Source organism: Photorhabdus kleinii (genome assembly GCF_025384885.1).
Lineage (GTDB): Bacteria > Pseudomonadota > Gammaproteobacteria > Enterobacterales > Enterobacteriaceae > Photorhabdus > Photorhabdus kayaii.
Map to the genome: position 1 here is coordinate 83,898 of NZ_JAJAFY010000011.1, position 14,581 is coordinate 98,478.

A 14,581-nucleotide genomic window follows, 5' to 3' on the forward strand; every position below is an offset into this window, starting at 1 on the left:
AATTTATTATATAAAAAACTAACCTATTATGAATATGTATTTATATATCTCATCATATGGAAAATTAATGTGGTAAGAGGTGGTAATTATATTATTATGGTGTTTATGCATTCGTAATATTAACCTGTTTGATTTTATCTCCCAGAGGAACGTGATAATGGCTAAGTGGCAATACCTTGCGATGGCTATAGGGTTGATTTTTATCTCTGTAGCAGCAAATGCTGATTCTCTGGAAAATCAGCGGCAGAGATATCAGCAGATTAAGCAAGCGTGGAATGTCAGTGATAGTGATGAAATCGCGAGGCTGATGCCGACATTGAAAGACTATCCTCTTTATCCTTATCTAGAATACCGGGAGCTGACTCAGGATTTGGCACTTGTCACACCAACGCAGATCCGTGATTTTATTGATCGTTACCCTAATCTGCCCCCTGCACGTTCTTTACCATCCCGTTTTATCAATGAGCTTGCACGCCGCGAAGAGTGGCGTGGGATACTGGCGTTCACTCCTACAGCACCGAAATCTATTACAGCTCGCTGTCATTACTATTTTGCTAAATGGTCTACAGGTGAGGAACAGGTTGCCTGGCAGGGAGCAAAAGAAATTTGGTTGAATGGGCGTTCTTTACCAGCCAGTTGCGATAAGTTATTTGATGTTTGGCAGCAAACTGGTCATTTATCAGTGAAACTGATATTACAGCGTATTAGTCTCGCGTTAAAAGCGGGGAATACGTCACTGGTCAGTTACCTCGCTAAACAATTGCCACTGGGATACAAAAGTATCAGTGAAGACCTGATTAAGTTGCAGAATGATCCGGCTACCGTGGCGGATTTTGCTAATCATACCGGGCCGACTGATTTTACCCGTGTAGCTACTTTAGCGGCTTTCTCGCGTTTCGCTCGTCAAGATCCGGAGCAGGCAAGAGCGATCATTCCATCAATTGTCAGAGTGCAAAAGATGAATGCAAGTGAACGTCAGCGGTTGAAAGATATTGTTGCCTGGCAGTTAATGGGGGATGTGAGCGATGAACAGGAAAAGTGGCGTGATGATGCGATCCGCGGTAGTCAATCTGTTGCATTGCTTGAGCGTCGTGTTCGGTTGGCATTGGGTCATGCAGATAAGCGTGGTTTGGCTCAATGGATAAAATTGCTGCCGTTAGAGGACCAGGGCAAAGGGGAATGGCGTTATTGGCGAGCCAACATTCTATTGGCACAGGGTAATAAAAGTGAAGGTGAAGCGATACTACGTAAGCTGATAGAAGGCCGTGGTTTTTATCCAATGGCTGCTGCGCAAAAACTGAATGTCAACTATCCGCTGACGATAAGTATCGCAAAAAAGCCAGATGCTGCCATTGCTTCAATACCTGAAGTGCAGAGAGTCAGGGAATTGATATATTGGCAAATGGATAATCTTGCTCGCATAGAGTGGAGCTATCTGGTCGCCAGCCAGGCTAAATTAAAACAACAGCAACTGGCGCGTTATGCTTTCAATCAAAAATGGGCAGCGCTTAGTGTACAGGCGACAATAACCGGAAAAATGTGGGACTACCTTGAAGAGCGTTTTCCATTAGCATGGCTGCGGGAATTTAGTCACTTCACTACAAATAAAGGAATTTCTCAAAGTTATGCAATGGCGATAGCCCGCCAGGAAAGTGCCTGGAATCCGCAAGCTAATTCGCCAGTTGGGGCAATTGGGTTGATGCAGGTAATGCCAGAAACGGCAGAGGATACGGTTAAGAAAAATGGAATCCAAGGATATATGAACAGTAGCCAACTTATAAACCCGCTGACGAATATCGAAATCGGTACTGCTTATCTCGAATCGGTTTATCAGCGTTTTGGAAATAATCGGATACTTGCCAGCGCTGGCTATAATGCCGGACCAACTCGGGTAGATCGCTGGTTATCTGACAGTGGTGGGCGACTCGATGCGATAGCCTTTATTGAAAGCATTCCATTTTCTGAGACCCGCAATTATGTCAAAAGTGTTTTGGTTTATGATGTTTTCTATAGTCATTTCATGGGCAAAGCATCAAATGTGTTGACTAACGCGGAATGGCAAAGGCGTTATTGATTTATGGCAAACTATGTTATGCTGCCGTACTAGTTAAATAGTATGATGACTGATTAATTATGACGACAAATCATCTGACAGATCCAGCACTTTCGCCGCAAGATCATGAAGATTGGCAATGTTTCGTGACATTACTCCAACAGGCTTTTGCTGAAAATCTACAGCATCCGATTTTGCAGTTATTATTGACACCAGATGAACGGACAGCACTGGCTACCAGGGTACGCATTATCAAGGAGTTGATGAGTGGAAAAATGAGCCAGCGTGAGCTGAAAAATGAACTTGGAGTGGGTATTGCGACGATTACGCGCGGCTCTAATAGCCTGAAATTTGCCTCAAACGATGTTAAGGCTTGGTTGGAACAGCAATTACTGAAATAGCAGGCCGCCAATTGCGGCCTAGGCGGAATGTTTGTTTAACGGGCGTTCATCTCTTTATACATTTCATGATGTACGGGCACTAAAGCCAATATCAGAGCTTGGTGGTACACGCTGGTACGAGTCAGGGTGCCATCAGTGAAAAAGCCAATTGCACCATCTTTCTGCTTGATGTTATCAATACCTGTAAGGTAAGCCATTTCATGGCCTAATTCCCGACCTTCGCGGATACCATCAAGAATTTTCTCTGGTAGCATCAGACTGGCTGAACGAGATTCTCCGCGAATTTGCTGATATTCCACAACCATCCAGGCAAATGTCATATCGTCTTCAATACCCGCTTCCACACCTACCCAAAAGTCTGCTTCAGGGCGAACTTGTCTGGCCGCCATGACACGCTGACGGGCGCCAGTACGGGTTTCTGTGTTACCAATAGGTTGTTGTGGGACGCTACTGTCTACATTGATATCTTCGATCCGATAAGTACCTGGCCCAAAAACATCATCAAAGGCGAGACTAATGGCTTTAATTTTTGCAGGGTTGGTGGTTGCAGCAATAACGTGATACATAATAGATGAGTTATCCTTTGAACGAGTATTTACGCAGTATAACGGAAAATGAAAATGTTACAGGTATATCTTGTTCGGCATGGGGAGTCTGAATGGAACGCAGCACGTCGTATTCAGGGACAATCTGACAGCCCTTTGACTGAAACAGGCGAACATCAAGCCAGATTAGTGGCGCAAAGAGTAAAATCTGAAAGTATTACCCATATTATTACCAGTGACCTTGGACGTACACGTCGAACGGCGGAAATCATTGCTGAGGTTTGTGGTTGTGAAATTATTCTGGAGCCACGTTTGCGTGAATTGCACATGGGGGTTCTTGAACGCAGAAATATTGATTCATTAACATCGGAAGAAGAGAACTGGCGTAAGAAAGTCCTTGATGGCACACCTGGTGGACGTATCCCCAAAGGCGAATCTATGGATGAACTGGCTGTGCGTATGAGGGCTGCTCTGGAGGGCTGTCGTAATCTGCCTGTTGGTAGCCGACCGTTGTTAGTCAGTCATGGCATCGCTTTGGGATGTTTGGTTGGCACAATACTGGGATTGCCCGCACATGCTGAACGTCGTCTTCGCTTGCGAAATTGCTCTCTGTCCAGAGTGGATTATCAGCACAGTCCGTGGCTAGCGTCGGGCTGGATTGTAGAAACGGCAGGCGATATCACACATCTGGATACGCCCGCACTGGATGAATTACAACGCTAATGCTGGATAGGAATGAGATACTGAAATTCGATGATATGATTCGCCGCTTCCTTGTCTCTATCATTGGTATTGGTAAGATAATATCGTTCGATGTCGTATCCTTTCCTACGTGTCAGGTTTAGCATTGGCAGGCAAATACCATAGACGGTAAACAGGAAATCCTGTAAGCCATCTTTGGTACCGTAGTAACTAAATGAGACGTATTCTCCAGCCGGTAATGTAACAGGCTGGCTGCCTGCCACATCAAACTGGGCATATTGGGGTTCTACCGCTGTTGTGTACAATACGGTTTGTTCATCTTCTTTTTCTGGATTGGGAGTTGCATGGTGAAGGCCATAAAGTACAGGAGGTAACACCTCTGCATTTTGCAGATAATATGTCCAGAAATTGTGGCGCATTTCAGTACAAAAACTGGACCATTGTTCCAGCGTATAGGAACAGGTCTGTTCTATACCCACCAGTGGTTGTTCCTCTAGTGTGAGATAGGTTGCTTCGGGAATATACCTTTTATCCAGCAATATGGGCGGGCAAATACCCGTGGCACACCACTCCTCACTGAGTCGATAAAGTGCTGGTGTTTTATTGAATTGTTTTTTAAATGCGCGAGTGAAAGTTTGTTGGGAGTCAAACTGGTACTGTAAAGCAATATCCAGAATAGGGCGGCTGGTTAAACGTAAAGCAACGGCTGCCCGTGATAACCTTCTGGCACGGATATAGGAGCCAATAGCCTGGCCGGTAATGTCTTTAAACATACGTTGCAGGTGCCATTTAGAATAACCTGCTTTAGCTGCAACATTATTGAGTGATAATGGTTGATCTAAATGGTTATCTAGCCAACGTAATAAATCACGAATGATGCCGGTTTGATCCATACATCTCCTTAGTCATTAAGACCAAAAGAACAATATACCCGTTATCTTTCAAGTTGCCTCTTTGTTGGCTGCACTCACTCACCCCAGTCACATAGTTCGCTATGCTCCCGGGGATTCGCTCCCTTGCCGTCGCGATGCATCTTGAAATCCATAGGGTATATAAGAACCTATACTACTAGGCTATTTTGTTTGCCACTTGAACAGTCCCACAGAGTGGTAAAACGAATCATTCCTTGTACATCGTATGTCTGTTCTGATTTCTGCGTGCTGTTCGTGTTCATAATTTATTGACAAGCGTGGCATTCAACAATAACTCTACTGGATATGAGCACTAAGTGTAAAACAAGTCTTATATTTACAATAGGATACTTATTCGTATTATTATTTCACTCATTACTTTATGAAATTATATTAATGATTAATTATTTCTATTGATGGTATTACCGTCCTATTTGGTATCTCAGCGGTGAAATTTTACGCTGAATTAATTAAGGAATGAGACTATATATGTTAAAAATCATAAAGATACTCGTAACAACGGCATTGTTGTGCATACCTGTGGTGGCTCTGTCTGAAGAGATTGGCTCGGTAGACACTGTTTTTAAATTTATCGGGCCTGATCACAAAATTGTCGTGGAAGCGTTTGATGATCCTGATGTTAAAAATGTGACTTGCTACCTGAGCAGGGCAAAAACAGGTGGAATAAAAGGGGGTTTAGGACTTGCGGAAGATACTTCTGATGCGGCTATTTCTTGTCAGCAGGTTGGAGAGATTGAACTCACAGACAAGATTAAAAAGAGCAGCAAAAAAGGTCAGGTGGTTTTCCAGAAACGAACCTCACTGGTGTTTAAAAAACTTCAAGTCGTTCGCTTCTATGATGCAAACCGTAATGCATTAGTCTATTTGACATATTCCGATAAGATGATCGATGGTTCACCGAAGAATGCGCTCAGTGCTGTACCCATTATGCCGTGGAAGACGGTGGAAAATTGAGGAGCAGGATGGGTTCTTACAGGGATATCCCATCCTGTCATTGTTAGAGACTTACTGATATACCCGTTATCTTTCAAGTTGCCTCTTTGTTGGCTGCACTCACTCACCCCGGTCACATAGTTCGCTATGCTCCCGGGGATTCGCTCCTTTGCCGTCGCGATGCATCTTGAAATCCATAGGGATATGTTCAAGTTATGCTTCCAAATCACCACAGAAACGATAGCCTTCACCGTGAATGGTGGCGATAATTTCCATCGTATCTGGCGTCGATTCAAAATGTTTACGGATACGACGAATCGTTACATCAACAGTACGGTCGTGAGGTTTCAATTCACGACCTGTCATTTTTTTCAGTAAATCTGCGCGTGTTTGGATTTTGCCTGGATTTTCACAGAAATGAAGCATGGCGCGGAACTCGCTGCGTGGCAATTTATACGGCTCACCAGCTGGGCTTATCAGAGAACGGCTATTGATATCTAATTCCCAACCGTTGAATTTATAACTCTCAACTTGGCGGCGTTCCTCGCTGACATTACTCAGATTCATGGTACGAGAAAGCAGGTTGCGGGCGCGAATAGTCAATTCACGCGGATTAAATGGTTTGGTGATGTAATCATCTGCGCCAATTTCCAAGCCAAGGATTTTGTCTACTTCGTTATCACGGCCGGTCAGGAACATCAAGGCAACATTTGCTTGCTCACGCAGTTCGCGGGCAAGTAACAAGCCATTTTTGCCTGGAAGATTAATATCCATAATCACCAGGTTAATGTCGTTGTTTGACAGAATATGGTGCATTTCTGAACCATCGGTGGCTTCATAAACTATGTACCCTTCAGCTTCGAAAATGCTTTTTAGGGTATTGCGAGTGACAATTTCGTCTTCAACAATCAAAATGTGCGGGGTTTGCATGGTTGCTACCTAGAATCGCTTAAAAATAAATCAGAATGATTCAAACTACTCTTATCTCAGGATATTTACTGGTTATTATTTGTCATCACTGAAATTATAGCCCAAATCAGTAATAACATTTTATTGATATGTTTTACACTGAAAGTAAAAGTTGCTTTTCCTTTGGTGGGTATATACCCAAAAAAACTGGTTAAACAGTGTTATGTTAGTCCATTAACAGCAATATAACAGCTTGCAATGCATTTACCATCTAAAAAAACTACCTTTTATTGACGTACATCAAAATTGATTGTAGCACGTTAATATTATTTATATTGGTTATTTTATACCTTGTATTCTGTCATGCAAATGACAAATTCTTGTTAACGCACAGAGTGGTTTTGTTCGAAAAATAATCCCCCATGAGCTTGGCGGTGAACAAAAATAACTGATTTTTACGAAAAGATAAAATATATTGTTAATTTTGTTAAAAATGGATTTAATAACTAAAAGATTGGGTTCAGTAAGAAATATTTGTTTGTCTTGATGACCATGAAATGAATTATTCCAATATTAAAAATATCAAAAGCGTAAGGTTATTTAGAGAAAATGTTTGACTTTGCGCACAAATTCATTTAACCAATATAGGGTCGAACCCATTAAATGACAGACAGGAACCTATGCAAACTATCAGCCTGAAAACCACAATTATTACCACCACCGGAACCACAGGTTGCGGAGCGGGCTGACGCATATATAAAACAGAGAAAAAAGCCCGCATCCAAATCAGATGCGGGCTTTTTTTTGGCGCGGAATCAGGAGAAAAATGTTAATGCGAGTGCTTAAATTTGGAGGAACTTCGATCGCTAATTACCAGCGAGTGTTGAGCGTTGCCGATATTGCAGAGAAAAAACTTTCTCAAGGCGGGGTTGCGTTGGTGCTTTCTGCTCCGGCAAAAATTACCAATCATTTAGTGGCTATGATTGAAAAAACGGTAGCTGGGCAAGAGATCATTACCCATATGCACGATGCTGAGCAGATCTTTGTTGATTTATTACAGGGGGTGGCACAGGCACAACCCGGTTTTGCTTATGAACGGTTAAAAATGATGGTTGAGCAAGAATTTGCTCAATTGAAACAGGTTCTGCATGGTATTTCGTTACTGGGCCAATGCCCGGACAGCATTAACGCTTCCCTGATTTGTCGTGGGGAAAAACTCTCTATCGCCATCATGGAGTCTGTATTGCAGGCACGTGGTCACAAGGTCACGGTGATTGATCCGGTAGAAAATTTGTTGGCACAAGGTCATTACCTTGAATCTACGGTAGATATCAACGAGTCTACGAAGCGCATTGCTTCTCTGAATATTCCTGATGACCATATTGTTCTGATGGCTGGATTTACGGCTGGAAATGATAAAGGGGAGCTAGTTGTCCTGGGGCGTAATGGTTCTGACTATTCTGCTGCGGTTTTAGCGGCTTGCTTGCGGGCGACATGTTGTGAAATCTGGACTGATGTGGATGGTGTTTATACCTGTGATCCCAGAGTTGTGCCGGATGCACGGTTATTAAAAGGCATGTCCTATCAGGAAGCGATGGAGCTCTCTTATTTCGGTGCCAAGGTATTGCATCCACGGACCATTGCTCCAATTGCTCAATTTCAGATCCCTTGTTTGATTAAAAATACCGCCAATCCAGATGCGCCTGGAACACTGATCGGTGACGGGCAGAAAGATGAAAGTACGCCGGTAAAAGGGATTACCAACCTGAGCAATATGGCAATGATTAACGTATCAGGCCCTGGTATGAAGGGGATGGTGGGTATGGCGGCAAGGGTATTTGCTGTCATGTCCCGCAAAGGGATCTCTGTTGTGCTGATTACTCAGTCATCTTCAGAATACAGTATCAGCTTCTGTGTCCCTCAACGTGAATTGGAACGTGCGCGTCAGGCACTGAGTGAAGAATTCTATCTTGAGCTGAAAGAGGGGGTTTTTGATCCTTTAGATGTGATGGAAAATCTTTCCATTATCTCTGTTGTTGGCGATGGTATGCGTACCCTGCGCGGCATCTCTGCCCGTTTCTTCTCTGCATTGGCGCGCGGTAATATCAATATTGTTGCAATCGCACAGGGATCTTCTGAACGTTCCATCTCTGCGGTTATCGATAATGAAGTGGCAACGACAGCTGTTCGTTTGTGCCATCAGATGTTATTCAATACCGATCAGGTGATCGAAGTTTTTGTTGTCGGTGTTGGTGGTGTAGGCAGTGTTTTGATTGAACAAATCCGTCGTCAACAAACATGGTTGAAGCAAAAGCACATTGATTTACGGGTATGTGGTATTGCTAATTCACGGGCCATGTTGACGGACATGAGAGGTATTTGCCTTGATAATTGGCAGCAATGTTTATCAGAGGCCAAAGAACCTTTTAGTTTGAGCCGCCTGATCCGTTTAGAGAAAGAGTACCATTTACTGAACCCGATGATAGTGGATTGTACCTCTAATCAGCAAATTGCTGATCAATACGTCAGTTTCCTGAGTGATGGCTTCAATGTGGTCACGCCGAATAAAAAAGCCAATACTTCGTCAATGGCTTATTATCATCAGATTCGTAAGGCGGCAGAGAAATCTAAACGCAAATTTCTGTATGACACTAACGTAGGGGCTGGCCTGCCTGTTATTGAAAACTTACAAAACCTGCTTAATGCGGGTGATGAACTCATTCAGTTCAATGGCATTCTTTCTGGTTCTCTCTCTTTTATTTTCGGTATGCTGGATGAAGGAATGTCACTATCTCAGGCAACGTTACTGGCAAAAGAGAAAGGCTATACCGAACCCGATCCGCGTGATGATCTGTCCGGTATGGATGTTGCCCGTAAACTGTTGATCCTCGCTCGTGAATCAGGTTATGAACTTGAATTGGATGGTATTGATGTGGAGCCTGTACTGCCAGCCTCCTTTGATAGCCGAGGGGACGTGGATGCTTTCCTTGAACGTTTACCTTCTCTTGATCAGGTTTTCAACCAGCGGGTGGCAGAAGCCAAAGGGCAGGGAAAAGTATTGCGCTATGTTGGCATAATTGAAGAGGGCCGTTGTAAGGTGAAAATCTCCGCAGTGGATGGTAATGATCCGCTTTATAAAGTCAAAAATGGCGAAAATGCGTTGGCATTCTACACGCGTTACTATCAGCCAATACCGCTGGTACTGCGGGGATACGGGGCGGGTAATGATGTTACTGCCGCAGGTGTTTTCGCAGATATGCTGCGTACCTTGTCCTGGAAACAGGGAGTTTAATTGTGATTAAAGTCTATGCGCCTGCATCTATTGGCAATGTCAGTGTTGGGTTTGATGTACTGGGAGCGGCGGTCTCTCCAGTTAATGGTGCTTTATTAGGTGACTGCGTTACTGTCCGGGCAGCGAAGAGTTTCAGTTTGCGTAATGAAGGGCAGTTTGTAGGGAAGTTACCTGAGAAACTGGAGCACAACATTGTTTATCAATGCTGGCAATTATTCTGCCAGCGTTTGGGCAAACAATTACCAGTGGAAATGACGCTGGAAAAAAATATGCCAATTGGTTCTGGCCTTGGCTCCAGTGCTTGTTCTGTTGTTGCAGGTTTGATGGCACTGAACGAGTTTGCAGGTCTCCCATTTTATGAAAGCCAATTACTGGCAATGATGGGGCAACTGGAAGGACGTATTTCCGGCAGTATTCACTATGATAATGTCGCTCCATGTTATCTCGGCGGTTTGCAACTGATTATGGAACAAGGAGATGTTATCTGTCAGCCAGTACCTACGTTTGATGAGTGGTTATGGGTGATGGCCTATCCGGGCATTAAAGTTTCTACCGCAGAAGCCAGAGCAATTTTACCTGTGAACTATTCGAAGCAGGATGTTATCGATCATGGACGTTTCCTTGCCGGGTTTATTCATGCTTGTCATACACGGCAACCAGCGCTGGCAGCCAGATTGATGAAAGATGTGGTTGCTGAACCGTATCGTACTCAACTGTTACCGGGTTTTGCTAATGCGCGTGAAACAGCAAAACGGGTAGGGGCATTGGCGAGTGGTATTTCTGGTTCTGGCCCGACATTGTTCTCCATTTGTAATGATATGGCGACCGCAGAGGAAATAGCTGAGTGGCTGCAACAGCATTATGTTCAGAATGATGAAGGTTTTGTACACATTTGCCGTCTGGATCTCGCAGGCGCACGACAAATAGGGTAACTAATGAAACTGTATAACTTGAAAGACAACCGCGAGCAGGTGAGTTTTGCACAAGCAGTCAAACAGGGGTTAGGCGAACAGCAAGGGCTTTTCTTCCCGCAAGATTTACCCGAATTTAGTCGTGAAGAAATTGACCAACTGTTGAAACTGGATTTTGTCACCCGCAGCGGTCGCATTCTCTCCGCGTTTATTGGCGAGGAAATTCCGCCAGAACAACTGGCGACACGAGTTAAGCATGCTTTTACTTTTCCGGTTCCTGTGACCGATGTGGAAAATGATGTTGCAACGCTGGAATTATTTCACGGCCCGACGCTGGCATTTAAGGATTTTGGCGGCCGTTTTATGGCGCAAATGTTGGCACAAGTTGCCGGTGAGCAGCCAGTAACTATCCTGACTGCGACTTCCGGCGATACGGGGGCAGCAGTAGCGCACGCCTTTTATGGGCTGAATAATGTACAGGTGGTAATCCTCTATCCGCGAGGCAAGATCAGTCCGTTACAAGAGAAACTATTCTGTACATTGGACGGTAATATTCACACGGTGGCGATTGATGGCGATTTCGATGATTGTCAGGCGTTGGTTAAACAGGCGTTTGATGATCAGGAGTTGAAACAGGCTTTGTATCTCAATTCAGCCAACTCAATTAACATCAGCCGCTTGTTGGCGCAAATTTGCTACTACTTTGAAGCAATTGCTCAGCTACCAGAAGATAAGCGTGAACAACTGGTTATCTCTGTACCGAGTGGGAATTTTGGTGATTTGACCGCGGGTTTATTGGCAAAATCGATGGGATTGCCGGTAAAACGCTTTATCGCTGCCACTAATGTTAACGATACAGTTCCACGTTATCTAGAGGATGGAAAATGGTTGCCTCATCAGACCGTTGCCACGCTTTCCAACGCAATGGATGTGAGCCAGCCAAACAATTGGCCCCGGATTGAAGAACTGTTCTATCGTAAATCCTGGCCGTTGAACGAATTGGGATATGGTGTAGTCAGTGATGAGGTAACTGAAGAGACAATTAAAGAACTGGCTAAACTGGGTTATATCTCTGAACCTCATGCAGCGGTTGCTTATCGTGTTCTGCGTGATCAATTACAAGAAGGTGAATACGGGTTATTTCTTGGTACAGCTCATCCAGCGAAATTTAAAGAGAGTGTGGAGCAGATTCTGGGTGAGGAATTACCATTGCCCAAAGCGTTGGCTGAACGGGCTGATCTGGAGTTGCTGTCCCATTACTTACCGGCAGATTTTGCTGAGTTGCGATCTTTCTTGATGGAAAGGGCACCGAAATCATCATGAAAATAGGCGCCGCACAGATCATGCGGCGTTTATTATTGATAATAAGCTCTTAATGTTGTTCTGGACGTTTAAATACCAGTTCATTCCCTTTGGATAACGATTCATCAAAGGCATAGCCATCCAGATTAAACTCCACCAGACGGTCAGTTTGCGTTAATTGGTTCTGAATAATAAACCGGCTCATCAGCCCGCGGGCTTTTTTCGCATAAAAACTAATGATTTTATACTTACCGTTTTTCTCATCGAGAAATACAGGTTTAATAATTTTACCGGCTAACTTTTTCGTATTCACGGATTTGAAATATTCATCGGAAGCCAAATTAACCAACACATTATCACCTTGTTGTTCCAGCGCCTCATTGAGCTTTTCCGTGATCAAATCCCCCCAGAAAGCATAGAGATCTTTACCGCGTTTATTTTCCAGTTTGATCCCCATTTCCAACCGGTAAGGTTGCATCAGATCTAACGGACGAAGTACACCGTAAAGGCCAGATAAAATCCTCAGATGATTCTGAGCAAAATCAAAATCCTTATCGGAGAAAGATTCAGCTTGCATACCGGTATAAACATCACCTTTAAATGCCAGGATAGCTTGACGGGCATTTTCTGGTGTGAAATCAGCATGCCATTCGCCAAAACGGGCTGCATTCAGGCCGGCAAGTTTATCGCTGATACCCATCAAACTCGCAATTTGGGCGGGTGCCAGTTCGCGACAAATACTGATTAACTGCTCTGATTGGTTGAGTAATACTGGCTGACTATATTTTTCCGTGGCAAGAGGGCTTTCATAATCAAGGGTTTTTGCAGGTGAAATAGTAATAAGCATAATATCGTTCCGGTTGTTCAGATGAAGTTACTTTAACAAAAGATAGGATAATAAAGAATTAATAACGACGATAGCGGAAACTGTGTACGTGATATCTGTCGGGTAACAAGCTGATAATTTTGTACTTCATTTTATTGATCGATATTGAACTTAATGTTAAAAATATTTAAATAATTTATAATGGTATATTTTAATTTAAATTTATATATAAATTTAAATTAAGTTTTTATTAATTATTTAAATGTCAGCTTTTGTGCGTTTGATCGATTTTTTTTGAATTGTAATATAGTAATTATTCTAAAAGTAAGAGCACTTCTTGCAAATTTGTTTGTTATAAAACTAGAGGAATAGGTATGCAATCAACAGCTCAAAAACTATTTCAGCCCATATTTACTCGCAAAGCTGAACCTATAAAGTTATTTAGTGTTTCTCAAGACGATATTGGTTTCGAAGAAATTAATCAAATGATTATTGGGCGTATTAAACGTGATGCTGACCTGCTCATGAGTGTCAGTGAGAGTATCGCTCACATTTAAAATGAAAGCCTGCTGTATTCTAGCAGCGGGCTCTTTTTTGCGAGGTTGCTATGAAAAAACACACCGTGTTGCTTAAAGATAGATTAGATAAAATTCACGTGCTTTCTACAAAGTCCGGGATCCCATTGAGAAAATTCTTGAAGGAGAATTACATACCCCAAGATTCTATACTTTGCTATGTGAATGATAAAATAACAGATGATCAAAGTTATATAGTAAAAGAAGATGATAAAATCGTTTTGGATATGGTAAGGGCATATCAGCTCCCTGAATATTGCAGAACTTTACGTTTATGGGAAGATGATGGAGTCGAGGTGACTCAGGAAAATACAGATTCAATTTACACTAAGAGAATACTTTGGTTTAAAGAGAATGGCATTTGCGATCTAAAGCAAACACAATTTAATGAGGATAATTTCGTAAAATACATTGATGACATGTTTGTTCAGGGGATTCTTGCTAAGTCTTTGATTAAGGAAAACGATAAAATTATACTTGCCTTATCTGGAGGCAGAGATAGTCTGGCATTATTATATCTTTTAAGAAGAAATGTGGATAAATTGCCAAAGCATGAGTTAATTGGAGTTACTGTTGCTGATACGGCAGCGTCAGGTGCAGATGTTAAAGTGGCTGCTGAGGCTATCGCAAATTTGGGTGTAAGAGACTATACGATATTACCGCTTTCTTATGTTAATGAAACGATGCATTTTATAAATGGTTTTGAAAACGTTATTGAAAAAGTGCTTGTAACAAATGGACGTGGGCGTTCAATTGCTTTGTGGCATACTATTATGAGAGCTTGTGTTGAAAGATTTGCAAAAGAAAAGGGAGTTTTCAATTTATCGTTTGGCTACCATTTTGAAGATTTATTTACCAGTATATTTAGAACATATACTTTGGGAATATTATTAGGTGAGTCGGCTCCATTGAAAACATGGGGGGAGTTTACGCATGTATCACCATTATGGACAATAACTAAAAAAGAATTGACATTATATCTTAAGATTGTGGCTCCTGAACACCATTCGAAACAGGGATCGCCTACAGACTATGATAGAGGAGATCATAATAGGGATATAAATTACTTTATAGCTGATTTATTATCGGGTGTTTGGCCAGGGTTGGGATTCAACTTTTTTGAGTCACTTGAGAGATTATATAAAAATTATAATATAGAAAATCCTAAATATGATATATGTGATAATTGTGGAATTACAT

The 14,581-nt window shown here is 42.6% G+C and carries 14 protein-coding genes and 1 other annotated feature; of the genes, 10 read left to right on the top strand and 4 right to left on the bottom strand.

The annotated features are described in order from the left end of the window. The first annotated feature begins 157 nt into the window (after nt 1-157). Entirely contained in the window at nt 158-2,074 is a 1,917-nt protein-coding gene (gene sltY / locus LG003_RS08460) for a murein transglycosylase (protein WP_262980526.1), read from the top strand. Nucleotides 2,075-2,133: 59 nt separating this feature from the next. Continuing rightward, complete coding sequence (trpR, locus tag LG003_RS08465; protein ID WP_011144939.1) at nt 2,134-2,454, top strand: trp operon repressor; 321 nt, start codon at nt 2,134-2,136, stop codon at nt 2,452-2,454. Between the two features lie 35 nt (nt 2,455-2,489). Here the strand turns inward: trpR and yjjX are convergent, their stop codons facing one another. Continuing rightward, nucleotides 2,490-3,020, bottom strand: a complete 531-nt coding sequence (yjjX, locus tag LG003_RS08470; RefSeq protein WP_112876418.1) for an inosine/xanthosine triphosphatase — start codon at nt 3,018-3,020, stop codon at nt 2,490-2,492. Between the two features lie 54 nt (nt 3,021-3,074). Here yjjX and gpmB point away from each other — a divergent pair, with 54 nt between their 5' ends. Then, nucleotides 3,075-3,722: a 2,3-diphosphoglycerate-dependent phosphoglycerate mutase GpmB gene (gpmB, locus tag LG003_RS08475; RefSeq protein ID WP_112876419.1), complete on the top strand. Its 648-nt coding sequence runs from the start codon at nt 3,075-3,077 to the stop codon at nt 3,720-3,722. Here the strand turns inward: gpmB and robA are convergent. Next, nucleotides 3,719-4,594 carry an MDR efflux pump AcrAB transcriptional activator RobA gene (gene robA, locus LG003_RS08480; protein WP_036777055.1) on the bottom strand — a complete coding sequence of 292 codons (876 nt, stop codon included), beginning with the start codon at nt 4,592-4,594 and terminating at the stop codon, nt 3,719-3,721. The two genes, gpmB and robA, sit on opposite strands and share 4 nt — an antisense overlap. Nucleotides 4,595-5,101: 507 nt before the next feature. Here robA and creA point away from each other — a divergent pair. Beyond that, a complete protein-coding gene (creA, locus tag LG003_RS08485) occupies nt 5,102-5,587 on the top strand; it encodes a protein CreA (protein WP_112876420.1) in 486 nt (161 codons plus the stop codon). 192 nt (nt 5,588-5,779) lie between these two features. Here creA and arcA read toward each other — a convergent pair whose 3' ends face one another. After that, nucleotides 5,780-6,496, bottom strand: a complete 717-nt coding sequence (gene arcA / locus LG003_RS08490; protein WP_011144944.1) for a two-component system response regulator ArcA — start codon at nt 6,494-6,496, stop codon at nt 5,780-5,782. Nucleotides 6,497-7,155: 659 nt separating this feature from the next. Between arcA and LG003_RS23410 the strand changes: the two genes are divergently transcribed. From LG003_RS23410 to thrC, 4 genes are all read left to right on the top strand, one after another. Further along, nucleotides 7,156-7,224 (top strand): thr operon leader peptide, encoded by a 69-nt coding sequence (locus LG003_RS23410; protein WP_110882773.1) that lies wholly within the window; start codon nt 7,156-7,158, stop codon nt 7,222-7,224. Continuing rightward, nucleotides 7,163-7,282 (top strand) — a sequence feature (Thr leader region). Its footprint overlaps the gene before it by 62 nt. Before the next feature lie 25 nt (nt 7,283-7,307). Continuing rightward, nucleotides 7,308-9,767 (top strand): bifunctional aspartate kinase/homoserine dehydrogenase I, encoded by a 2,460-nt coding sequence (gene thrA / locus LG003_RS08495; RefSeq protein ID WP_262980527.1) that lies wholly within the window; start codon nt 7,308-7,310, stop codon nt 9,765-9,767. Nucleotides 9,768-9,769: 2 nt separating this feature from the next. Continuing rightward, nucleotides 9,770-10,699, top strand: a complete 930-nt coding sequence (gene thrB / locus LG003_RS08500) for a homoserine kinase (protein WP_262980528.1) — start codon at nt 9,770-9,772, stop codon at nt 10,697-10,699. A 3-nt stretch (nt 10,700-10,702) separates the two neighbouring features. Continuing rightward, complete coding sequence (gene thrC, locus LG003_RS08505) at nt 10,703-12,001, top strand: threonine synthase (protein ID WP_262980529.1); 1,299 nt, start codon at nt 10,703-10,705, stop codon at nt 11,999-12,001. Nucleotides 12,002-12,050: 49 nt separating this feature from the next. Here the strand turns inward: thrC and yaaA are convergent, their stop codons facing one another. After that, complete coding sequence (yaaA, locus tag LG003_RS08510; protein WP_262980530.1) at nt 12,051-12,827, bottom strand: peroxide stress protein YaaA; 777 nt, start codon at nt 12,825-12,827, stop codon at nt 12,051-12,053. 353 nt (nt 12,828-13,180) lie between these two features. On the opposite strand from yaaA, the gene LG003_RS08515 reads away from it, so the two are divergent. Together LG003_RS08515 and LG003_RS08520 are read left to right on the top strand one after the other, a co-directional pair. Further along, nucleotides 13,181-13,363, top strand: a complete 183-nt coding sequence (locus LG003_RS08515; protein WP_088374870.1) for a hypothetical protein — start codon at nt 13,181-13,183, stop codon at nt 13,361-13,363. A gap of 50 nt (nt 13,364-13,413) precedes the next feature. Next, nucleotides 13,414-14,581: hypothetical protein (locus LG003_RS08520; RefSeq protein ID WP_262980531.1), on the top strand; the 1,168-nt coding region annotated here is incomplete at its 3' end.